This window comes from uncultured Shewanella sp., assembly GCF_947501665.1.
GTDB lineage: Bacteria > Pseudomonadota > Gammaproteobacteria > Enterobacterales > Shewanellaceae > Shewanella.
This window is the reverse complement of the sequence record NZ_CANMWS010000007.1, coordinates 172,927-196,036: the sequence shown is the minus strand read 5'-3', so window position 1 is coordinate 196,036 and position 23,110 is coordinate 172,927. Positions and strand designations below refer to the sequence as shown.

General features: G+C 41.0%; 16 protein-coding genes. 10 read left to right on the top strand and 6 right to left on the bottom strand.

Annotation, left to right across the window (positions count from 1 at the left end):
- Positions 1-11 precede the first annotated feature (11 nt).
- On the top strand, positions 12-3,191 hold the full coding sequence (locus tag Q0976_RS07225) for an efflux RND transporter permease subunit (protein ID WP_299492483.1): 3,180 nt from the start codon (positions 12-14) through the stop codon (positions 3,189-3,191).
- Positions 3,192-3,311: 120 nt separating this feature from the next.
- On the opposite strand, the gene Q0976_RS07220 is transcribed toward Q0976_RS07225, so the two are convergent.
- Positions 3,312-6,689, bottom strand: coding sequence for a S8 family serine peptidase (locus tag Q0976_RS07220; protein ID WP_299492481.1), 3,378 nt, complete (start codon positions 6,687-6,689; stop codon positions 3,312-3,314).
- Positions 6,690-7,158: 469 nt separating this feature from the next.
- On the opposite strand from Q0976_RS07220, the gene Q0976_RS07215 reads away from it, so the two are divergent.
- Entirely contained in the window at positions 7,159-10,947 is a 3,789-nt protein-coding gene (locus tag Q0976_RS07215) for a S8 family serine peptidase (RefSeq protein ID WP_299492479.1), read from the top strand.
- A gap of 154 nt (positions 10,948-11,101) precedes the next feature.
- Here the strand turns inward: Q0976_RS07215 and asnC are convergent, their stop codons facing one another.
- Positions 11,102-11,563 carry a transcriptional regulator AsnC gene (asnC, locus tag Q0976_RS07210; RefSeq protein ID WP_299492477.1) on the bottom strand — a complete coding sequence of 154 codons (462 nt, stop codon included), beginning with the start codon at positions 11,561-11,563 and terminating at the stop codon, positions 11,102-11,104.
- A 158-nt stretch (positions 11,564-11,721) separates the two neighbouring features.
- The gene (gene rluA / locus Q0976_RS07205) at positions 11,722-12,399 is read right to left on the bottom strand and encodes a bifunctional tRNA pseudouridine(32) synthase/23S rRNA pseudouridine(746) synthase RluA (protein WP_299492475.1); all 678 of its coding nucleotides are present in this window, start codon (positions 12,397-12,399) and stop codon (positions 11,722-11,724) included.
- A 195-nt stretch (positions 12,400-12,594) separates the two neighbouring features.
- On the opposite strand from rluA, the gene Q0976_RS07200 reads away from it, so the two are divergent.
- The 4 genes from Q0976_RS07200 (at position 12,595) to recJ (ending at position 17,189) form a co-directional block, all read left to right on the top strand.
- Positions 12,595-13,344 carry a fused MFS/spermidine synthase gene (locus tag Q0976_RS07200; protein WP_299492473.1) on the top strand — a complete coding sequence of 250 codons (750 nt, stop codon included), beginning with the start codon at positions 12,595-12,597 and terminating at the stop codon, positions 13,342-13,344.
- A 125-nt stretch (positions 13,345-13,469) separates the two neighbouring features.
- Positions 13,470-14,372 carry a site-specific tyrosine recombinase XerD gene (xerD, locus tag Q0976_RS07195; RefSeq protein WP_299492471.1) on the top strand — a complete coding sequence of 301 codons (903 nt, stop codon included), beginning with the start codon at positions 13,470-13,472 and terminating at the stop codon, positions 14,370-14,372.
- A gap of 189 nt (positions 14,373-14,561) precedes the next feature.
- The gene (gene dsbC, locus Q0976_RS07190; protein ID WP_299492469.1) at positions 14,562-15,317 is read left to right on the top strand and encodes a bifunctional protein-disulfide isomerase/oxidoreductase DsbC; all 756 of its coding nucleotides are present in this window, start codon (positions 14,562-14,564) and stop codon (positions 15,315-15,317) included.
- A gap of 147 nt (positions 15,318-15,464) precedes the next feature.
- Positions 15,465-17,189, top strand: a complete 1,725-nt coding sequence (gene recJ, locus Q0976_RS07185) for a single-stranded-DNA-specific exonuclease RecJ (protein WP_299492467.1) — start codon at positions 15,465-15,467, stop codon at positions 17,187-17,189.
- A 59-nt stretch (positions 17,190-17,248) separates the two neighbouring features.
- Here recJ and rpiA read toward each other — a convergent pair whose 3' ends face one another.
- Positions 17,249-17,908: a ribose-5-phosphate isomerase RpiA gene (gene rpiA / locus Q0976_RS07180; protein WP_299492465.1), complete on the bottom strand. Its 660-nt coding sequence runs from the start codon at positions 17,906-17,908 to the stop codon at positions 17,249-17,251.
- A 74-nt stretch (positions 17,909-17,982) separates the two neighbouring features.
- Here rpiA and Q0976_RS07175 point away from each other — a divergent pair, with 74 nt between their 5' ends.
- The 4 genes from Q0976_RS07175 (at position 17,983) to Q0976_RS07160 (ending at position 20,963) form a co-directional block, all read left to right on the top strand.
- Positions 17,983-18,126, top strand: a complete 144-nt coding sequence (locus tag Q0976_RS07175; protein ID WP_299492464.1) for a hypothetical protein — start codon at positions 17,983-17,985, stop codon at positions 18,124-18,126.
- A complete protein-coding gene (locus Q0976_RS07170; protein WP_299492462.1) occupies positions 18,095-19,051 on the top strand; it encodes a DUF808 domain-containing protein in 957 nt (318 codons plus the stop codon). Before Q0976_RS07175 ends, Q0976_RS07170 begins: the two co-directional genes overlap by 32 nt.
- 13 nt (positions 19,052-19,064) lie before the next feature.
- Positions 19,065-20,138, top strand: a complete 1,074-nt coding sequence (locus tag Q0976_RS07165; protein ID WP_299492460.1) for an endonuclease/exonuclease/phosphatase family protein — start codon at positions 19,065-19,067, stop codon at positions 20,136-20,138.
- Positions 20,139-20,402: 264 nt separating this feature from the next.
- Positions 20,403-20,963 carry a phosphoribosyltransferase family protein gene (locus tag Q0976_RS07160; protein WP_299492458.1) on the top strand — a complete coding sequence of 187 codons (561 nt, stop codon included), beginning with the start codon at positions 20,403-20,405 and terminating at the stop codon, positions 20,961-20,963.
- Positions 20,964-21,018: 55 nt separating this feature from the next.
- Here Q0976_RS07160 and Q0976_RS07155 read toward each other — a convergent pair whose 3' ends face one another.
- Positions 21,019-22,317 (bottom strand): glycerophosphodiester phosphodiesterase family protein, encoded by a 1,299-nt coding sequence (locus Q0976_RS07155; RefSeq protein WP_299492456.1) that lies wholly within the window; start codon positions 22,315-22,317, stop codon positions 21,019-21,021.
- Positions 22,318-22,513: 196 nt separating this feature from the next.
- Positions 22,514-23,107, bottom strand: coding sequence for a penicillin-binding protein activator LpoB (gene lpoB / locus Q0976_RS07150; RefSeq protein WP_299492454.1), 594 nt, complete (start codon positions 23,105-23,107; stop codon positions 22,514-22,516).
- Between the last annotated feature and the right edge of the window lie 3 nt (positions 23,108-23,110).

Sequence of the window (23,110 nt, the reverse complement as noted above, 5' to 3'; positions counted from 1 at the left end):
GGAAGAAGAGTATGCTGACTTCTATTATTCGTTGGTCGGTGCATAACCGATTCTTTATATTATTAGCGACTTTTATTCTCGTCGTAATGGGCTTGTATGCGGTAAAAAACACCCCTGTTGATGCCATTCCTGATTTATCTGACGTACAAGTGATTATTAAAACAGACTATCCGGGTCAAGCGCCGCAAGTGGTTGAAGATCAGGTGACTTATCCGCTCACGACAGCCATGTTATCGGTACCAGGAGCGGTAACGGTACGGGGATACTCTTTTTTTGGCGCCTCGTATGTTTATGTCATTTTTAATGAAAAAACGGATTTATATTGGGCTCGCTCACGGGTCCTTGAGTATTTAAGCCAAGTGACATCGAGCCTACCTGCTAATGCAAAGTCAGAGCTCGGCCCGGATGCCACTGGAGTGGGTTGGGTTTATTTGTATGCTTTGATTGATAAATCGGGGAAATTGGATTTAAGCCAACTGCGGAGTTTACAAGATTGGTTTTTAAAATTTGAATTGCAAACGGTGCCAGGGGTGTCAGAAGTGGCGGCTTTGGGAGGAATGGTAAAGCAATATCAAGTGAAAGTGGATCCCAATAAATTACGGGCTTTTAGTATTCCTTTGTCATTGATTCAAACCGCGATACAAGAAGGTAATCAAGAAATTGGCGCCTCTGTGGTGGAGATGGCTGAGGCCGAATATATTGTTCAAGCCACAGGTTACATCAAGAGTATTCAAGATTTAGAAAACATTCCTCTGGGCACCAATGAAAATGGCACACCTTTGCTATTAAAAGATGTGGCGGATATTGGTACGGGGCCGCAAATGCGCCGTGGTATTGCTGAGCTTAATGGAGAAGGTGAAACGGTAGGCGGCATCGTGGTGATGCGTTTTGGCGAAAATGCTCAGCAAGTCATTAATGGTGTAAAAGAAAAACTGAAACAGCTTAAGAAAAGCTTACCTGAAGGTGTTGAAATCGTTCCTGTTTATGACAGATCGGCATTGATTGAACGCGCGGTGAGTAATTTAAGCCATAAGTTATTAGAAGAATTTGCGGTGGTCGCGTTGGTGTGTATGGTGTTTTTATTCCATATTCGTTCTTCATTAGTGGCTATTGTGAGTTTGCCTGTGGGCATTTTGATGGCATTTGTGGTGATGTACTTTCAGGGGCTCAATGCCAATATCATGTCTCTTGGTGGCATTGCCATTGCTATTGGGGCCATGATAGATGGGGCTATTGTCATGATTGAGAACATGCATAAACACATGGAGCATACGCCTCTCACCAAAGAAAACCGGTGGCAAGTGGTGATTGACTCTGCCACTGAAGTGGGGCCCGCATTATTTTTCAGTTTACTCATTATTACGGTGAGTTTCATTCCTGTGTTTACGTTAGAAGCACAAGAAGGCCGTATGTTTTCACCGTTAGCTTTTACTAAAACTTATGTGATGGCAGCTTCTGCTGCATTGGCTGTCACTTTAGTCCCTGTGTTAATGGGCTATTTTATTCGAGGCAAAGTGTTACCTGAGCATAAAAATCCTGTGAATCGTTTATTGACAGCTTTATATATGCCAGCGCTAAGAAGGGTTTTACGTTTTCCTAAATCCACCTTAGTGGCAGCAGTAGTATTGATAGGCATTGGCATTTATCCACTGCACAAAATCGGCAGTGAGTTTATCCCTCCTTTGGATGAAGGGGATTTGATGTATATGCCAACGACTTATCCTGGTATTTCCATTGGGGAAGCACGGGAACTATTACAACAAACCGATAAACTGATAAAAACAGTACCTGAAGTGAAAACCGTGTTTGGTAAGGTGGGGCGCGCAGAAACCGCGACGGATCCCGCGCCATTGACTATGATAGAAACCTTTATTCAGCTCAAGCCTCATGACCAATGGCGTGAGGGCATGACAACGGAGAAGCTCAAAAAGGAGCTGGATGCCTTAGTGAAACTCCCAGGTGTCACTAATGCCTGGGTTATGCCGATTAAAACCCGTATTGATATGCTGGCCACAGGGATTAAAACCCCGGTGGGGATTAAAATAGCGGGGCCGAAATTGGATGTTATTCAACATATTGGTCAGCAAATTGAAACGATTTTAAAGGATGTACCCGGTACAGCTTCAGTTTACGCTGAGCGTGTAGCGGGGGGGCGTTATGTTACAGTGGATATTCAGCGAGGAAAAGCGGCGCGTTATGGCCTCAATATTGCGGATATTCAGCAAGTGGTGGCGACGGCAATTGGTGGTATGAATGTGACACAAACCGTTGAAGGTTTAGAGCGTTATCCGGTGAGTTTACGCTACCCACAAGATTATCGAGATTCACCTGAGCAATTGTCATTATTGCCCATTGTAACCCCTAATGGTCAACGAATTTCATTGGGCGATGTGGCTAATGTGTTTATTGAAGATGGACCGCCAGGCATTAAATCTGAAAATGCGCGTCTAAACGGCTGGGCATTCATCGATATCGATGGCGTAGATGTGGGTACCTATGTTGAAGATGCGCGTCAAGTGCTGGAAGAAAAACTTGATTTACCTGTGGGGTATTCCATCACTTGGGCGGGGCAGTATGAATACATGCAACGGGCAAAGGAAAAGTTGAGTTATGTGGTGCCGTTAACCTTGGCGATTATTGTGGTGCTGTTATTTCTCAATTTCAGAAATTTCATTGAAGTGGCCATTATTATGGGCACCTTGCCACTTGCTATGGTAGGCAGTATTTGGTTGATGTACCTTGAAGGGTTCAATTTTTCGGTCGCCGTGGGAGTGGGCTTTATTGCGCTTGCGGGGGTGGCTGTTGAAATTGGCATCATCATGTTGGTGTATTTAAATCAAGCTTTTCATGCAATGAAAGAGGAGCATGCTCAAAACAATCTGCCGATCACGAAAGCGGATCTCTTTAAGGCCGTGTTATATGGCGCAGGTCAACGGGTGCGTCCTGTGATGATGACTGCTGCTGCGATTATTATTGGTTTATTACCTATTTTATACGGCACAGGAACGGGCTCTGAAGTCATGAGCCGTATTGCCGCCCCGATGGTCGGCGGTATGCTCAGTGCCGTGATTTTGACCTTACTGGTATTACCCGTGGTGTTTTATTTATGGCGTTGGTCTGTTGTCAAAAAAGAAGTCAAAAAAGACGCTAAAAAAGCATCGACTGAGGAAGAAATAAAGCTCGTCGACTAACGATTAGAGAGGATCATTAATCTATTAAAGCGGGTTAATTCGTCAAAATAAAAAAAGGCGTGATCATCACGCCTTTTTTGTTTTTGGTTAGATAATGGATTCTAACGTTTATTCATTACATTACTTACGACGACGAAGTGCTGCAAAAGGCAGTAATAATAAACTGAACCACGCAAGAGAACCACCTGAAGACGTTGATTTTGCTTTCTCTTCTGTTTGCTCTTCAGCTTGAATAGTAACCGTTACCGAGGCAGGTTCAGAGCGATTGCCTAAGGTATCAAATGCGACAACTTCAGCAATCATCTGTGACATATCCGTCGTTAACTTAGCATCTTCACTTAGGCTCACAGTACCTTCTTTGTCAATCATGAGGAATGCTGAGTTATTTTCGAGAATAATGACTTCAGAAAAAGGGCTGGTTTCATCTTCATCGATAATGGTCAGTTGACCCAGTATGGTTCCCGGTGCGGTATCTGGACTGATAGTAAAATCAGTACTTGTTACAGAGGGGGCAACGTGAGATATATCATTTTCTTCTACTGGATTAGCTGGTATAAAAGAAAGCGCGCCTTCTTCTGAAAGTAACATGTAGTCATCATTACCTGAAATAACGGCGATATCGCCTGGGCTTAATTCTGTGATAGTTTCATTATTCATGCCTTGTAGCTGAATATCAAATGTTGACTCTTCAAGTAACAAGCTTGTTTTTAGTTCATCACCATTGCCGGTCGAGGCTTGGGCCCATTTATCTTCTTCTATACGGTAGTTAACAGTGATTTCATTCCCAACTGCGCTTTTATCTAAGCCTAAATCTTCTAGACAAGCATAAAGAGTGATGAAATCATTGCCCGTTGTATGGTAGGCGAATCTGAGTGTATTGGCCGATTCACCATAATTACCCACTCCACCATAGATGGCTGCAGGGTATCCATCATCGAACCATTTTAGGTATACCGTACCTAGGCTGTAATCCCACTCACCATTATTATCAACATCAAAATCAACTTTGTAGCTAGCATTTAAGGCATGTGCGATTGGTTGACGTGTTTGCAGCACACTATCAATAGCATAGCCTGTCGTACAGTTTCCGTCCTGAATCATTTGACTCGATGCGTTAATTAAATCATGACGCAAATTATCATTTACGGGGCTTGAAGCGGTTAAAGGAACGGCATAGAGATTTGTTAGTGTTGTAGTTCCAGTGTTTTTTAAGATATACGCAACGGAATCGTCTGATAACACTTTTTGCTCTAGGCTGACAGCACCTTTAGTTTTAGGTAACATGTGATACACTAAATGTAGAGCTGTTTCATCGCCATCTTTAAATTCAATCGCCCCGTCATATTCAGAAAGCGTTAATGCAGCAGTGGCCTCCTCTGATGAGTTATCTATTTCAAACCAAGACGTAAGCTGCCATTGAGGAAGCTTGCTGGGATCCAAAGTTGCAGTCACGTCAAATTCAATAATTTGTCCTGCAGGTACAGTAATGGACTCAGGTAAATCAAATGTCAGTGCTGTAGACTCAAGATCATTCTTAAAACGCTGATTAACATTTAGGCTATAGGTTTTATTTTCAGTTGCAAAGTTTTTAATGCTGACTGTTTTAGTGATACTGGTAACTTCATTCGCTGTAACTAAGCCATAAGCGAGTGCAGCTTGTTTTGTATCCTTATTCCATGCAGCAACCGATGAGTTTATGGCTTTTTCTACATCGACTAGGCCAGCACCAATATAACTAATTGGAGCCAGTTCAGTGTCTGAATTGATTTCACGGGCTTCCATAGTGACATCTAAATTTGCCGTATTCATCATGGTGGCTTTTATTTCTAGTGCGCTGCGGTTAGGCAGTGCTTCTTTAATGATACTCATGGCTCCGGCGGTGATCGGGGCAGAGAATGAAGTACCACTAATAGGGCTTAATCCATCACCTTGTCCTGGATGAGCAGTTAAAATATCGGTACCCGGTGCAGTGATCTCTGGTTTTAATGTTCCTGCTGTTGACGGACCGCGTGATGTAAAGCTAGCAATAGCACCTGAAGTGCTTTTTCCTTCAGAGGCAATAGAGTAATTATTATTACCAGCCACTAAGTCAGCTTTAATAATATCACCATCTTCTTTGGAGATCATAATTGAAGGAATGATGACTGCCGGATCGCTTCCACCCATCACAAACGCACCGTCATTGTCTTTATTATTCGCAATAATAACAAAGATAGCTCCTTTATTTTGTGCACTTAAGACTTTTTGTGTGAAAGAGCAATCACCACGGTCCATTATTACTGCCTGACCAGTAAAGTCAATTTCATCAGCAAATGAATCACAACCTGTTTGGTTAGCATCAGGATAAATCAGTGTTGTTTCATTGCCGTTAAAATCATAATCATGAGAAGTATTAAACCCAGCAGAATATGCTGTTACATCAATATTAGCTAAAGTTGCTGTTACTGCGCCTTGTTTGGTGGTTGGGTGGGTCATTGCGCCTACAGATAAAGCGCTATCAGTGGTACTTGGTCCTCCTACAATAAAGGGTGTTGCACCATCATTGCCCGCTGATATGACTAGATTTACACCTAACTCGACCATTTCATCAATCATAACCTGAACGGCATCATCTTTGTTATCACCAAAATCGCCACCGAGAGACATGTTGACGGTATCGACACGGTCTTCAATGTTACCATCGTCATTAGGATCCATTGCTGCTTCAAGAGCCAGTAACTGAGAAAGCCCTGGACAACCTGAGTTACAAACTGAGTAGACGAGCAGTTCAGCATCAGGTGCAACACCTAAGACAGAGTGACTGACATGTGTACCATGATTAGTATCCACATCGAGAGGATTGCCATCGAAATTAATAAAGTCATAGCCTCCAATAACGTTGCCTTGTGGCCAATTCGGTGCTGTATCAGCTGATTCAACCGCTTTTTCATAATCTTCAACTTTTCCACTGCCACCTAGTGCCGCATGTGTGTAGTCAACACCCGTATCGAGAATAGCAATACGCTGTCCTTTACCTGAGGCGATAGTGGCTTCAACAATTTTAGTCGCATTAATATATTCAGCACTCGCAACAACATCTAGATCATAATCATAAACAGGATAAATATCGGCAATATCGGGATTATTAAGGAGTGATTTTAACGAATGCTCATCGCCTTCCACAACGATCGAATTAACTAGTTTTGATGTTTTTGCTAAAACGCGGACGCTATCACCGAGTGCGTCAATGGATGATTGTACTCTCGCTTGAGAGTCTGTAATAGTTTGTTGAGCAGAGTCTACTTGAAATGTCGTGTTCTTGCTTTGGGTGGCAATAGAATGGGTATTGAGTTTCACCATCCAGGCAACAGCTTGTTTTTTTTCTTTTGTCTGTAATGTTACTTTTGTGCCATTGAATTTATTTAGGGCATCAGAGGGGAGATATTTATTTTCTGTTGATGCATGAGATGTTGTTGACAACAAAGCGGCTGTAATAGCAATAGATAATTTAGTTTTCAAAAGTACTTCCTTTTTAAGTCCATTTTTTAACGATTTATTATTCTTTAACGTTCCAAAAATGTTGTAAAAATAAACGCAGTAAAAATCTTTTTATCATATGAGGAACCTTTAGTTAACATATTATTGTGTTATCCATTCTGATTGGTCGTTAAGTGTACAGAATTTTTTTCTTAATATAATGATTTTAAAGTTAATTATTTTATTGAATACTAGAATCTTTACACTTGCTTAATATGTTAACTTGTTGATTTTTCTTATTTTGATTTAAAGTTACTTATGTGTATTTTTTGTATGGAATTTGATGTTTGTTTGTTTTTTGTGTTAATAATAATTGCCGGTTGATTTTTATGGGGAGTTTTAGATTAAGCATGGCGTAATCATGTTTAACTATAAAAAAAGACCAAAAACGTAATAGTCTGATTTATAACTATAAATAAAAGCATCTTTGAAGGTGTAAAGGGAATAATAAATGAGAAGTCCAGTTGCAGTTGCTGTTTCAGCAGCATTAATGTCCATGGCGATGAGTATACAGGCCTCAGAGCAATACAGCGTATCCATCTCAAAACCTGATTTACCTGCTGACGCGATTCAGTCAGTCAATTCGAAATCACAACAAGATCTTAATTTTGTTAATGGTCAAAGTCGTCAGAAAGTATTTATTCCTGAAGATGATTTAGACTCAGGTGTTCATCGCTATTTTGTGCGTTTTGATGACAGCCCAGTGGCCTTATATGAAGGCAATATCCAAGGCTATAAGGCGACGAGCCCTGCCGTAACTGAAAGCAATAATCGAAAGCTTGATATTAATAATGTGGATGTGAAGGCGTATCGTCAATATTTGACTAATCGTCAAGATACTGTAATCGGTCAAGCTAAATCTCAGCTAGGCACTTTAAAAATAAAACAAAGAACCAACTTATCATACAATGGTATGGTGGTTGAAATGACTCAAACTGAGGCAAAAAAACTTGCCTTAATTAGTGGTGTTGCTCATATTAAACGCGAAGTGTTACGCCATACACAAACGGATGCTGGGCCTGCGATCATTAAGGCTCCTGAAGTTTGGCATGGTAATGCGACTGGAACACTGACCTTTGGTGAAGGCATGGTTGTGGGGATCATCGATACGGGTATTAATAGCGATCATCCCTCATTTGCCGATATCGGTGGAGATAACTATGATCATACTAATCCTTGGGGGGAAGGGGTTTATTCTGGGGATTGTGCCGCTGATTATCCCGCGCTGTGTAATGACAAATTAATTGGTGTACATAGCTGGCCGCTTATTACCGATCAATATCCCGACTATGATCCCGATGTAGCGCAAAACGGTGAAGATCATGATGGCCATGGCTCTCACACTGCTAGTACCACAGCGGGTAACTTCGTATATGATTTATCGATTTCCGATGTTGATGGTAAGCCATTAGGCATTTCGTTTGATGCGATGTCTGGTGTTGCGCCTCATGCGAATATTGTGTCTTATCAAGTCTGTAAGCCAGGCGATGATGATGCCATTGGTTTTAATGGTTGTTATCCTTCATTAACGGTATTAGCCGTTGAGCATGCTATCGAAAATGGCGTCGATGCGTTGAACTACTCTATTGGTGGAGGCACCAGCGATCCATGGCAAGATGCGGATGCATTAGCTTTTTTAGCTGCACGAAAAGCAGGTATTCATGTGGCCACATCGGCAGGTAATGATGGCCCAGATCCACAAACGGTTGGCTCACCAGGTGATGCACCTTGGTTGACGACTGTAGCAGCTTATACCCATGACAGAGATTATGCTGAAAAAACATTATCAGAATTTACTGGTGGTGATACGACAGTGCCAAGCGCTTTAACAGGTAAAGCAGCTTCGGGTGCATTCAGTGGGTCTATTGTTTATGCGGGTGATTTTGTTAATGCAAACGATCCTGATAACGATCCGGCGCAATGTTTACAACCTTTCCCAGAAGACACTTTCGCAGAGAACACCATTGTAGTTTGTGATCGTGGCGCGATTGCTCGCGTTGATAAAGGACGTAATGTACTCGCAGGTGGCGCCTCAGGTCTGGTATTAGCTAACCTTCAAGATGGCGCTAGCAGTGTGGTTGCCGATGCACATACGCTTCCTGCTATTCACATTAATGCAGACCAAGGTGATGCATTAAGAACGTGGCTTGCAACAGGTTCCGATCATACAGCCAGTATTTCAGGAACCTCGATTGTACGAGATGAAAGCCTTGCACGCATTGCAGCTGACTTTACCTCTAGAGGTTCAAATAAATCAGTTCCTGATATTATTGTACCTTCTATTGCAGCGCCTGGTGTGAGTATTTATGCCGCTTATGCTGATGAGCAATCAGATAAATTTAAAGAAAGCCCTAATCCAAGTGACTATAGCTTCTTAAGTGGCACGTCAATGGCGAGCCCGCATATTGCAGGTGCCTTGACCTTGATTGCTAAGTTACACCCTGATTGGTCTCCAGCTGAAGTACAATCGGCACTAATGTTAACTGCAGATCAAAATACCTATAAAGAAGATGGTGTTACACCGTCAGATTTCTTTGATATGGGGGCAGGTTACGCCAATATTTCAGCAGCGGCACAAACGGGTCTTATCATGGATGAGACCTATGAAGGCTATATGGCGGCAAATCCTGGTATTGGTGGTAAACCCCTTGAGATAAACTTGCCGACTATGGCGAATTCTCAATGTGTTGATACTTGTACTTGGACAAGACTTGTTAAGGCGACAGCTGATGCAACTTGGAATGTTACGACTGAGGGGGCTGATGATGGATTAGGCCTAACGGTTTCTCCTACTGAATTTACTGTTGCTGAAGGAGAAATTCAAGAATTGACGATTACAGCAGATGTTTCATCTGCAGATGAAGGTTGGAATTTTGCGAATATTAGTTTAACGGCAAATAAATTACCGGATGTCAAATTACCTGTCGCAGTACAAAAAGGCACCGATAATATTCCTGCAGAAATATCGATAATGGCATCAAGTGACCAAGGTACAGTGACTTACACTAATTTGGTTTCAAAAGAACTTTCTGGCATGACAATTGGTGTATATGATAAAGCTGTCGATATTGCTAAACAACAAGAAATTGATGTGCCAGACGGTGATTTAGGCTTTATTTCCGTTGAATTTGATAATCATGTTGATAATGTAACTTTCACTATTTCCTCAGAAACAGCACCAGATGTTGACTTAAGAATTTTAGATGCTGATTTTACTAAAATAGGCAGTAGTGCGGGGGCTACCTCTGATGAAAGTGTCACTTTTATCGATTTAGCAGCAGGTACTTACTATGTTGTGGTGGATGGCTTTACAGCCTCTGCACCAGGTGCAACTGATAAAGTGTTAATTTCAACGACATCGGTTACAGCAGAGGAAGAGAACTTAAGCGAACATGTTTTTGCTAGTGTTGATGAAAGAGAAAACGATTTTGATTTAATCTTTAAATGGGATAAAGGTGAAGATGCTAAAGGCTTCGCCATTATTGAATCTGCTGATAAAACACTATCAAAACAAATTCCTTTTTCTATCATTCGTCAAGATGATGTTATTCTTGCTCAAAGTTTAGCTGAAGCATTAATACCAGGTGAAATCAATACTGTTAGCTTTAATATTTTGCCTAATACTAGTGAAGAAGATAAAAATTACGCCTTTACTTTAGTTGCCCCTTCAGAAGTTGAGATTGTCAACGTTTCTCAAAACGGAAATATGTCGGAGAATGAGGTAAAATGGGATGTACTTCAAGAAACAGGCGAGTCTACTGAATCGACTATTAGCTTTGATATGTTGCCTAGTAAAGCAGGTAGCAATTATAGCTTATTACTCAACTACGTAGTGGATGATGCTGAGGTTGAACAAGAATATACATTTAGTGTACAAGAAGTCGCACCAGTTGCTGAAATTAGTGCACCTGATAGCGTTATTGAAACGGCTAATATAACTTTGGATGGTTCTAATTCTTCTGATGCGAATGGAGATGAATTAACTTACCAATGGGTGCAAACTGCAGGCTCAAGTGTTGAATTTGATGAATCAAGTTCAAGTATCAGTTTTGATACCCCGCTGGTAACGAAAAGCGGAGATACTTTTGCATTTGATTTAACCGTCACTGATAGTAATGGTAATACTGATACTGCTTCAACAAGTGTGGATGTAAATGATAACTCTAGCGGTGGTTCATTAGGTTGGTTAGCCATGACGTTATTGCCTCTAGCTTGGTTACGTCGTAAGTTCGCTGCATAATGCTCAAAAAGTGAAATGAATAAAGCGTGGCTTTTAATGCGTGCTTTATTGATTGTATATAGATGGTATATATAGGCTGATCCCTTGAAGATGGGATCAGCCTGTTTTGTCTTAGGTTACGGTATTATTAGCCTCGAACGCTTGATGAGCGGGCTTAAGGTTTGACATTTCGAGTGATAGGGTTTTGTAGAATAATTAAGGTTTCAGTAGACTGAATTTCATCAATGGATTGAATGCGATTGATTAACACATGTTGTAAGCCATCGATGGACTGACACATGACTTTAACGAAGACATTAAAGTTACCTGTGGTGTAATACGCTTCAACCACTTCTTCTAACGCATTGAGTTTTTCTAGCGCAGCAGGATAGTCTCCTGCACTTTTTAAGTTAATACCAATGAAGCAACAGACATCATAGCCGAGGGCTTTTGGGTCGACAGTGATCTGTGCACCTGTGATGATCCCTGCTTGTTTCATTTTTTCAACTCTGACATGAATGGTACCGGCACTGACAGAGAAGCGTTTAGCCAGCTCTGCAAAAGGCGTGCGTGCTTCTTGCATTAAGGCGGCAAGGATCTGATTGTCAAGAGGATCACGATTAAATGCCGTTTCCATTTTTTGCCCCTTAATATGTCAATATGTTGATAGTGATTTGATGTGGGTTAAGTCTTAGCCTATCGAGCCCGCGTTTATGAAACACTCACTTATCGCCTCCTAACAGAGAGAAACGACTTGAGAGAAATGAGTTCACTGAGCCATATCTGGACTGTCATTTATTGTTCCCCTTGTGCCTCAATAAAGGGGGTATCACAAGTAAATGTCATGGCTTCACCGGAATAAGGATGAGTGATAGTTAAGCTCTGAGCGTGCAATAATAACCGAGGTGCCAGGCTTTTGGCTAATGGATCAGCATAAAAATTATCGCCTAAGATAGGATGTCCAAGGGCCATCATATGTACCCTAAGTTGATGAGAGCGGCCTGTTATGGGGGTGAGTTTGACTAAACTTGAGCGTTTGGCTTGGCTTATTACTTCAAAATGAGTATCAGATGCTTTACCTATTTGATGGCATACTTTTTGTTTTGGTCTGTTTGGCCAGTCGCAAATGAGCGGTAAATGAACACTGCCTGAGTGGGCTTTAACATGCCCAGCGACTCGTGCAAAATAGGTTTTTTGTGTTTCTCTATCTCGAAATTGTCTTTTCAGTTCTTTTTCAGCACTGCGTCTAAGGGCAACAATGATGATACCAGATGTGGCCATATCTAGGCGATGTACAATTTGAGCATTAGGGTGATCGTTTAATACACGGCTGTAAATACTGTCACTATGAGCAGGATCGCGTCCTGGCACTGACAAGAGTCCAGAGGGTTTATCAAGAACAATAATGTCTTTGTCTTGGTGAATAATGGTTAACCAAGGTGATGTGGGAGGAGAATAAACAAAATCGTTCATGAAAGCCCTTGCTATTGTAATACAGTCAATAAATGCGTCGCAAAGATACCTTTACAAGGGAAGCCTTGCAAGTGCTAGCATTAAGCCGAGGTGATTATTTTTATTTGTAGGCTTAATCATCTTCAGCTTATGGGCTATTCATCAGGAAATGTTCTCAGTAGAATGCGCATATTGATATCATTTGAGAGTGTATGCGTGACAGATTTTAAGGTAATTTATGAGTCGAGCGATGAATATGGGCCGTTAATGGTATTAGACAATAAAGAAACGCGTATATTGGCTTTTGCAGAAAATGATGAGCAAAGTAAATTATTAAAACTGACTCCTCATATCCCTCAACATACTTATGTACAAGCGATGTTATTAGTATTGCTTTTTTGTCAGCCAAAAAGAGTGATGATTTTAGGGCTGGGAGGGGGAGGGTTAATTCACGCGCTTAAGCATTTTGATGCGGGCATAAAAATAACCGCTGTTGAACTCAGAGAGCAGGTTATCAATTTATCTAAGCGTTTTTTTCAATTGCCGCAAAGTAAAAAATTGACGCTAGTCCATCAAGATGCCAGTGTCTTTTTGACTGAAAACGATCATAAAAAGGTTGATGTGGTGTTTGCCGATATTTATGGCGCTGATGGTGTCGATGAGTCACAGTTATCACTTGAGTTTATTGAGTCATGTGCCAAAAATATAAAAGAAAAAGGATTTCTTGTACTCAATTGTTGGAAAGAGCACAGTCAAAATCAAGCATTATTGGCGTATTTACAGCGTTATTTTGTGGATGTTCGAGCATGTTTAACTGGGGGCGGAAATTGGGTCATTATTGCCAGTAAACAGCAGCAAAAAATGAGTGGCAGCGAGCTTAAATCCTATGCGCAAACTCTATCTAAAAAGCTTGATTTCCAACTCGATAGAAGCTTGACTCGATTTAAGTTGCTTGATGATACCTAAGTTATTCGCGGATGAATGTTTAAGGGATTTGAGTATAAATTTGATTGTGGCTTTAAAAGTGACGCTATTGTTTATATTAATATGGCCTGCTAAAGGCTAGAAATGCTTAGGATGAGGTTTAAAAGATGCAGGCAATGTTTATTCCCGATCCTATTGTTGAATCATTTTTAGATGAATTATGGTCAACAGAAGGGTTGAGTGATAATACCTTAGCGGCCTATCGCAGTGATTTATTGCATTTCGACACATACATTCAAATGCAAGGTCGAATGTTATTAGACGTGACTCAAACAGAAGTTAGAGCTTATCTTGAACATCGTTTTGAGCAAGGATTTGCGAATAGTAGTAGTGCACGTTTAGTGAGCAGTTTGAAGCGGTTTTATGGCTTTTTAAGGATCAATAATCGCATTAATATTGATCCTATGGAGATGTTGCAAGCGCCCAAGTTAATCAGAAAGCTGCCTAACTCTTTGAGTGAGGAGGATGTGAGTGCCTTGTTAGCTGAGCCTAATGTGGAAGATGCTGTCGAATGTCGCGATAAAGCCATGTTAGAGTTACTATATGCAACAGGGCTGCGGGTGACTGAATTGGTGAGTTTAACCCTTGAAGAAATAAGTCTTAATCAAGGGTTAGTGCGTATTGTGGGAAAAGGCGGGAAAGAGCGCATTGTGCCTATTGGGGAGTACGCTGTCGCAGAAATAGAATCTTATTTGTCTCATGGGCGAGGTAGTTTATTAAAAAATCAACCCAGTGATGTGTTGTTCCCTTCTAAACGAGCGCAGCAAATGACGAGACAAACCTTTTGGCATCGTATTAAACATTATGCCATGAGAGCGGGTATTCTTTCTCCTTTATCGCCCCACACTTTACGTCATGCATTTGCGACTCATTTATTAAATCATGGTGGTGATTTGCGCGTGGTCCAATTATTGTTGGGTCATAGTGATTTATCGACAACACAGATCTATACTCATGTGGCTAAAGCAAGATTATCTGAATTACATAAAGCGCATCACCCAAGAGGCTGAGACAATATTGGTGTAAGACTTTAGTTGGGTTTAACGAAAGTCGTGATATTATTTTGTACAAAAAAACAACAATCATTGTAAAAAAGTTGCTTTCAGCTAATTGAGGCTGTAAGTTTTGATGCTAAAGCAGGGTCTCGTCTTTTGAAGCATCAGAATCGTGATCCACACTTAATTTATTTAGGATATCCAATGAAGTTTACTCGTGTACTTTCTTTGATGGCGGTGATGGCGTTATCGCCTGCGGCCATGGCAGCAACGGATGCTAATAAAGCTGAAGCGCAAATGCTGAAGCAAAAACTGAGCTCAACACTTGATGTTGATGTGATGTCGATCAAAATGTCATCGATTCCTGGTTTATACGAAGCCTTAACCAATCGCGGCGTTTTGTATATCAGTCAAGATGGCACTAAGTTAGTGCATGGTACTATTTATGATCTTGATAATGGTATGAAAAACTTAACGGAAGCAGCAATGGCAGGACCAAGGCTGAAAATGCTGAAGAAACTTGAAGATAAAATGCTTGTTTATAAAGCAAAAAATCAAAAGTATGTCGTCACTGTCTTCACCGATATCAGCTGTGGTTATTGCCGCAAGTTGCATGCTGAAATGTCAGAGTATAATGATTTAGGCATTACCGTGCGTTATTTGGCCTTCCCTCGTGCGGGTGTGCCATCAGCAACAGCGGATGAAATGGAAGCGGTGTGGTGTTCAGTCGATCCTTTAAAGGCGATGACAGATGCTAAAGCAGGTAAGCCTGTTAAAGATGCGGACTGTGATGCTAAGATTAAAGAGCAGTATGAGCTGGGTGTTGCATTTGGTATTAATGGTACGCCAGCGATTATTTTAGAAGATGGTAGCTTAATTCCTGGCTATCAGCCGCCGAAGCAATTGTTAAAAATACTTCAGCAAATGGATGAGCAAAAAAAAGCAGGATCAGCGAAGTAAGTGAGTTTACCACACTGACATTGTTTTAATAAGAATGAGCCGATTGGCTCATTTTTTATGCCTAATCAAATTGGTATTATTTAGTGTCTTTTTTTATACTTTAGCTTACGATATAGGCCTTATTGTTTCTTTAGGTAACTTTCATTTGTGAACCATCAAATTAATCGCCGCCCTCATGTGGATGATAGCCATCTGTCAGATTCTTTTTCGCCCTTATTAAAACAAATTTATGCCAGTAGAGGTGTACTTGCCCATGAGTGTGACTTAAGTTTAGGTCAATTATTAAGACCCACTACAATGTTGGGACTCACTGAGGCTGCAAGCATTATTGCCGATGCAATGGCGAATAAGAAGCACATTCTCATTATGGGGGATTTTGATGCTGATGGGGCCACATCGACCAGTGTCTGTTTGTTAGCACTGCGAATGATGGGGGCCATTAATGTTGATTATCTTATTCCTAATCGATTTGATTTCGGTTATGGGCTCAGCCCTGAAATCGTGCAAGTGGCACAGGCTAAGGGAGCGCAGCTTTTGATCACTGTGGATAATGGAATTTCATCCATTGAAGGTGTCGAAGCGGCAAAAGCATTAGGGATGCAAGTGGTGATAACCGATCATCATTTGCCTGGACAGGTTATTCCAAATGCTGATGCGATAGTGAATCCTAATCAAGTCGGTTGTGGATTTGCCAGTAAAGCCATTGCCGGTGTGGGAGTCGCTTTTTATTTAATGTCGGCTCTACGAGCAGAATTAAGAACGCGAAATTGGTATCAAACTCATAAACTTACTGAGCCAAACTTGGCCCATTTATTGGATATTGTGGCATTAGGTACGGTAGCAGATGTGGTGCCGTTAGATTGCAATAATCGTATTTTAGTTGAAATGGGGCTAAAAAGGGTTCGAGCAGGACGATGTCGAGTGGGGATCACTGCGTTATTAGATGTGGCGAAAAAGAATCCGTCTCGAGTCGTGGCTTCCGATTTTGGCTTTACGGTTGGCCCTAGATTGAACGCGGCGGGTCGATTAGATGAAATGTCTTTAGGGGTGGAAACCTTACTTTGTGACGATGTCATGGAAGCGCGAAGAATGGCGTCGAAACTCGATAGCTTGAATATGGAAAGGCGAGAACTAGAGCAAGAAATGCAACAAGAAGCATTAACAAGCTTGAAGCGTTTGACATTCGATATTGAATCTTTGCCATGGGGAATTGCTTTATTTCAAGCGGATTGGCATCAAGGGGTTATTGGTATTTTGGCTTCCCGTATAAAAGATAAATATCATCGACCAGTGATTGCATTTGCTGATGCGGGGAATGGAGAAATAAAAGGTTCTGCTCGGTCTATCAAAGGCGTGCATATGCGAGACTTACTTGAATTGATAAACAGTCGGCACCCCAAAATGATCTTGAAATTTGGTGGTCATGCGATGGCCGCGGGGCTATCCATAAAAGAAACGGATTTTGCGGCGTTTCATGATGCGTTTGATAAAGCGATTCGGGAAACGATAACACCTGAGTTACTCACAGGGGAATACCTATCCGATGGCGAATTAACGGCAAACGAATTGACTATGGATGTTGCCATGGAGCTTAGGCAAGCAGGGCCTTGGGGCCAAGCTTTTCCTGAACCATTATTTGATGGGTATTTTAGACTTATTCAGCAGCGTATTGTAGGAGAGAAGCATTTAAAGCTCGTGTTAGAGACGCTATGTGGTCGAGTCATGCTTGATGCTATTACGTTTAATGTAGACTTAAAGAATTGGCCTGATGCCAGTGTTCAGCAAGTGAGATTGGTGTATAAATTGGATGTGAATGAATACCGCAATAATCAATCCTTGCAGTTATTAGTTGAGCAGATTGAAGCGGCATAATAGTGAGCCGGAAATAAATGGGAAAAGCTAAGTTATTGTTAACTTAGCTTTTTTGTTTTTCAGTCTGTGATCGTTTCAACGCCAGTTTCTTTACCCACTAACAATACGTCTGCACCGCGATGAGCAAATAACCCGTTAGTGACAACACCCACAATCCCATTGATTTGTTCTTCTAATATTTTGGGCTGCATAATTTTCATGTTATAGACATCTAAAATGATATTGCCATTATCGGTTTTGACGCCTTCTCGATAAACGGGATCGCCACCGAGTTTAACCAGCTCTCTGGCCACGTAAGAGCGTGCCATAGGAATAACTTCAACGGGTAATGGGAATTCACCTAAAATGTCAACCTGCTTGCTACTGTCAGCGATACAGATAAATTTATCTGCCACTGCGGCAACAATTTTCTCACGTGTTAATGCTGCACCGCCACCTTTAATCATGTGCATGCTGGCATTGATTTCATCTGCACCATCGACGTAAAGAGATAATTCATTGACACTGTTAAGATCGAAAACTGGGATCCCCAAGGCTTTCATTTTTTCAGTTGACGCTTCAGAGCTAGATACTGCGCCATCAATGTCAGCTTTCATTGTGGCAAGTGCATCAATAAAGTGATTGACTGTCGAGCCAGTGCCCACACCGACAATACTGTCATGTTCAACGTATTTTAGTGCGGCCCAAGCAGCGGCTTTTTTCATTTCATCTTGCGTCATTGTGTTATCTCATCAAAGCAGTAAAGTGGCTCTAGTATACTCTGCTTCGCTGAGGTGATCTTTGGTTTTTTCTGATGAAAAATGATTTTGCTAAAAAATGGGCCAAAAAGAGAAAAGCCATTGTGACTATGGGTAAGAAAGCGTATTTTGAAAACATGATTGATGATTTGTATCTAAGGAGTGCCAATGGCGGGTGCCAGTTTACTCACTTTGCTTGATGACATTGCAACTGTGTTAGATGATGTAGCAACCATGAGCAAAATGGCTGCCAGAAAAACGGCTGGAGTATTAGGAGACGATTTAGCGTTAAATGCTCAACAAGTTTCGGGGGTCAATGCTGACAGAGAATTGCCTGTGGTGTGGGCGGTGGCGAAAGGCTCTTTGAGAAATAAATGCATTTTAGTGCCATTGGCGTTATTGATCAGTGCATTCATTCCTTGGGCGGTGATGCCTTTGTTAATGATAGGTGGCTTGTATCTCTGCTTTGAAGGTTTTGAAAGCCTTTATCACGCTTACACTCATAAAAAACAGACAAAGCAATTTGTACACTCTGAGGGTAATTCTACAATTCAGAAAGAGGAAACGCCGCTGGATCTTAAGGCTTATGAAACGAAAAAAATCAAAGGCGCTATTCGAACGGATTTTGTATTATCTGCTGAGATCATTGCGATTACCTTAGGTGTTGTGGCGCAAATGAGTTTAATGACTCAGTTTATAACCTTAGTGATTATTGCTGTTGTGATGACAATTGGCGTGTATGGTATTGTGGCTTTGATTGTGAGGATGGATGATGCGGGACTATACTTGAGCCAGCAGCAGGTAATAGGTCACCGTGGCAATGTTCAGCGAAAAATAGGCTTATTATTATTAAGTGCCGCCCCACGATTGATGAAAAGTTTATCGGTTATTGGCACGATTGCCATGTTTACAGTGGGTGGGGGGATTTTGACCCATGGTTTACATCAAATTTCAGCCTTGTTTAGTGTGATGGCTTCAATGACTCAATCTTGGCATTTATTGGGGGCGATTTTGTTTTTTATCACCCCGAGTATATTAAATGCATTTTTTGGTGTCTTAGTGGGTGGGCTTGCTTTACTCGTGTTTGAGCTGACTAAGACAATCCAGAAGAAAGTGAATAGTTAAAAAGGATGTTCTGTTGAGTGATCGTGATGAGATAAAAATAGCGACATTGAATTTGTTTAATTTTATGGAGCCTCCCGGGGCTTATTATGATTTTGATAATATTTATACTCATCAGGAATGGCAGAAAAAACTCGCATGGATAGCGCAATTTTTATCTAAGGCCAAACCGGATGTGATTGCTTTTCAGGAAGTGTTTAGTGGTGAGGCACTCAAGGCGTTTATTAAAGCGCAAGGCTACCCTTACTTTGCTATTGCAGGTGAGCCTGTACCAATAGCCGATCACGTATATGATTCTCCTGTCGTGGCCATTGCTTCACGTTACCCCATTGAATATACATTGGTGATAGAAGCAGATCCCCGATTAGCGGGAAGCATGGGGTTAATTAGTGACTTTAGGTATAGTCGCTCGCCCTTGCTGGCAGGGATTAAATTGCCGCATGTGGGGAGCTGTGAATTCTATGTTGTGCATTTTAAATCGAAACGTCCTACTATTGAACCAGTACAGAGTGCTTATCAAGTAAAATCATTACCTTCAGAGCCAACAGAGCAGATTGAAATACCTACAATTGATCCTGATAATGTCGGCCAAGTGTTAGCTGAAAATGTGTTGGGTACGTGGGCGTCAAGTATTCAGCGAGGAACTGAAGCTGCGATGTTATTGAGTAATATCATAAAAAGACGACAACATTCTCATCTGCCTTTTGTATTAATGGGGGATTTTAATGATGCGATGTCTGGGGATATATTATCTCACTTATTGACTCATGAATTGCGTTTTTTTCGACCATCGATTGGTGAGCTCAGTGATTTTTGTATACGAGATGCCTTTGATTTATATCAAGGCAGTTTAGATCTCGTGTTTGAATTACCTCGCGCAGCGACACATTATTATGGCGCTCAAGGGATGGTATTAGATTATATTTTATTATCGTCAGAGTTTGTGCCCACCGATAAGCATAATATGGCTGTGGTATCCCAATATCAAATATTTGACGAACATTTAGTTAATCCTCAATATGAGCATGATAGCCAAAGTAGCGATCATGCACCTGTGATGATAAGTTTGCAGCCAAGAGAGTATATTTAATTTGTGCTCTTATGTTTGTTATTTCTTTGTTGTATTAATAAGAGATGCTTTGCTGACGGCTTTACTTTTTATTCGTTAGTGCACACATTACGCTTATTTTTAAGGCATAAATATTTTTTTTAGTATAAAATGCACCTCCAAAATCAGGTGGGTGCTTTAAAAAATAAAGATGCGATAGGTTCTTTGTTTTAACTACATTGAGATCTTGGAAATGCAGGATCAGCCCGCCGTACCAAATTAAATATAATAAACGGGGACGGCAAGATGTCACAGAAGTGCTTTATTACAGCGCAGCAATTATTAGAAGATTCATTTCGTTTGGCAGCGCAAGTTTATGAGAGTGGTTTTCGCCCGCAGTTTATTGTTGGGATCTGGCGCGGTGGTGCGCCCATAGGTATTGCAGTACAAGAGTTTTTTGATTTTAAACAAGTCGAAACCGATCACATTGCTGTCAGGACATCTTCGTATTACGGTATTAATCAACAGAGTAAACAAATTAAGGTTCATGGATTGCATTATATTGTTGAAAATGCAAACGCTGATGATGGATTGCTGATTGTTGATGATGTATTTGATTCGGGTCGCAGTATTCATGCTTTAAAAGAAAAGTTGGGTGAGTTGATGCGTTTAAACATCCCTAAAGATGTGCGTATTGCCTGCCCATACTACAAACCTAAAAATACAGCGGTGCCGTTAAAACCTGATTATTATATTCATGGCTCTGATGAGTGGTTGGTGTTTCCTCATGAAGTGTCAGGATTATCAGCTCAAGAGATCATAGAAGGTAAAGGTGACTTAGCCAATATAAAAGATTTGTTTGTTTAACACTTATTGTTAAAAAAAGGCGCCATTGAGGCGCCTTTTTTGGGCTTAATCACTTTTATAAATGATGGCAATTTGCATAATAGGTGACCGTTGCTGGCCAGTCTGAAAAGACGCCGATAACGCCTACATCTTGAGCTAATACATCCAGTAACTCATAGGTATCCCCATCTTGCTGAATTTTTTCGCTAATACTTTGATAATACCAACCTCCTTTCTCTTTCAATAATCCCGAGCGCTCCAGCGTCCACGTAATGATTTTAAGGTTGGCAGCGGTTGCGGCTTTGGCATAATTTGAAGGCACAATATTGTTATTGTCATCTAAAGTGACTAATGCCCATAACGGAGGAGCAATAATATTAATGCCTTGATTTTTTAACTCATCCATTGTCGGCGACCAGCTAGCAGCATTATTGGGATCAAAATCATTAAGATCATAACGGCCATCAAGATAAACACCTTGTTTGGCATATTCTGGGTGGCTGGTTAACCAATACTGTAAATCCTCTAATTGAAAGGATTGAGGATAAACATCAGATGGAGCAACATCTGCTGCAATATATTCATCCAGCATGTGTTTGGCAAAGTCAGCTTGGCTATATCCATCATAAGGCATAGTAATACTGGGGGTTTTTAACTCGGGAGTCATCTTCACACCCGCCTCTTTAAAGAGAGCAATACTTTCAGCATGGGTCATTACAGTACCACAGCTCGAATATAGATCGGTGCGCCAGTTTGCTGTGCCATCCATATATTCTTCAGCCGTCATCGCCTCAGGATTAAATGCGTCCATTTTTCCACATAAAGATTTAAATTCGGCCACTGTAATATCACTTGTGCAACAAGTCGCACTAGCAGTAATACCGTTATCAAGATCGGCAGGGGTGAAAGGTTGATTACATTGATTAGCCAGCTCTGGAATAGCTAATATGTTGGTCGTAGTGGCTAGATCGCACTGGGAATGACGACACACGAGTTGTTTATCAGAAGTAAAAGTCACGTCGCATTCAACAATTCCTGCACCTGAATCAATAGCGGCTTGGTAAGATTCTTTAGTATGTTCAGGAAATTGCATAGCAGCGCCGCGATGACCAATGGAGAAATCACTACGGTAAAAAGGCTGAGTGGCGCATTGTTCAAGTGTGGTTTTTAATTCGCTATCTTGCATGTCTCTGACAAGAAATAGCGGTCTTGGCCCAAGTTGTGCTGAGATTTTATTTGTTGACTGAGTGTTTTCATCGGCATTTTCAACAAGCTCAGTTGGAAGTGGATCGGAATTGTCATCATTACAAGCTGTTATGAAGGTGAGGCAAGCGATAACACAAGCATAGTGTCGATTTTTTTTTGAGAAAAGCATGATGGTTTTTAACATCCATTGAGAGAAATGAAGGTTAGCATAATGCTTGTAAATGACATTTTTGCAACAAAAATATTACATAATGATTGGCTGGCGCTGGAGTAGCAGGCATTAACTCATATGAGAATGCCTGCTTATATCCGTGATACTTCAAGCTGAATCCTGCATCTTGAAGTATCATGGGTATAAAAGTGTATTACAAGCCTAAGAAAGAGCTTGATTTCACTTTACGAATTTCTTTTTCATCTGACCATTCAATAAGACCTGTTTGTAAATCCATTAAACGCATTGTCATTTTGTAGTAAACATCTTTGGTGCTGCCAGCCTGCTTTACTATGCTCGATAAGTTGCCGTAAAGCATGTATTGTGCGCCAATTTGGCGACCAAAGTTAATGGCAGTTGAAGGATCCACCATACCTGAATTATTCTGATAATCGAGTTGCTTACGAACAGAGTCCACTTTGGTCATGTCGATGAAACGAAATTTGCCAGATCGCAATAACTGGTTACTGATAGAGTCAGTAACGGATTCAGTGTCAATATGCTCAGACGTTTTATTCTTTATACGGTCAACAAAAATAATGGGGCGGTCATTGGCTGTTAGCGCAACAACTGGGGGGAAAGTCAGCATACTGTTGACCATTTTGGTCGTTATTGCTTGGAGATCAGTGGAACCGAAATTTGCATTTACGGTTTCAACTTCAGTTGCATCACCATATTGTACCTTAGATTGACAACCTGCTAAGGCGATTAAAAATGTAATAATAAAAATAAACTTAACGTTTTTCATAAT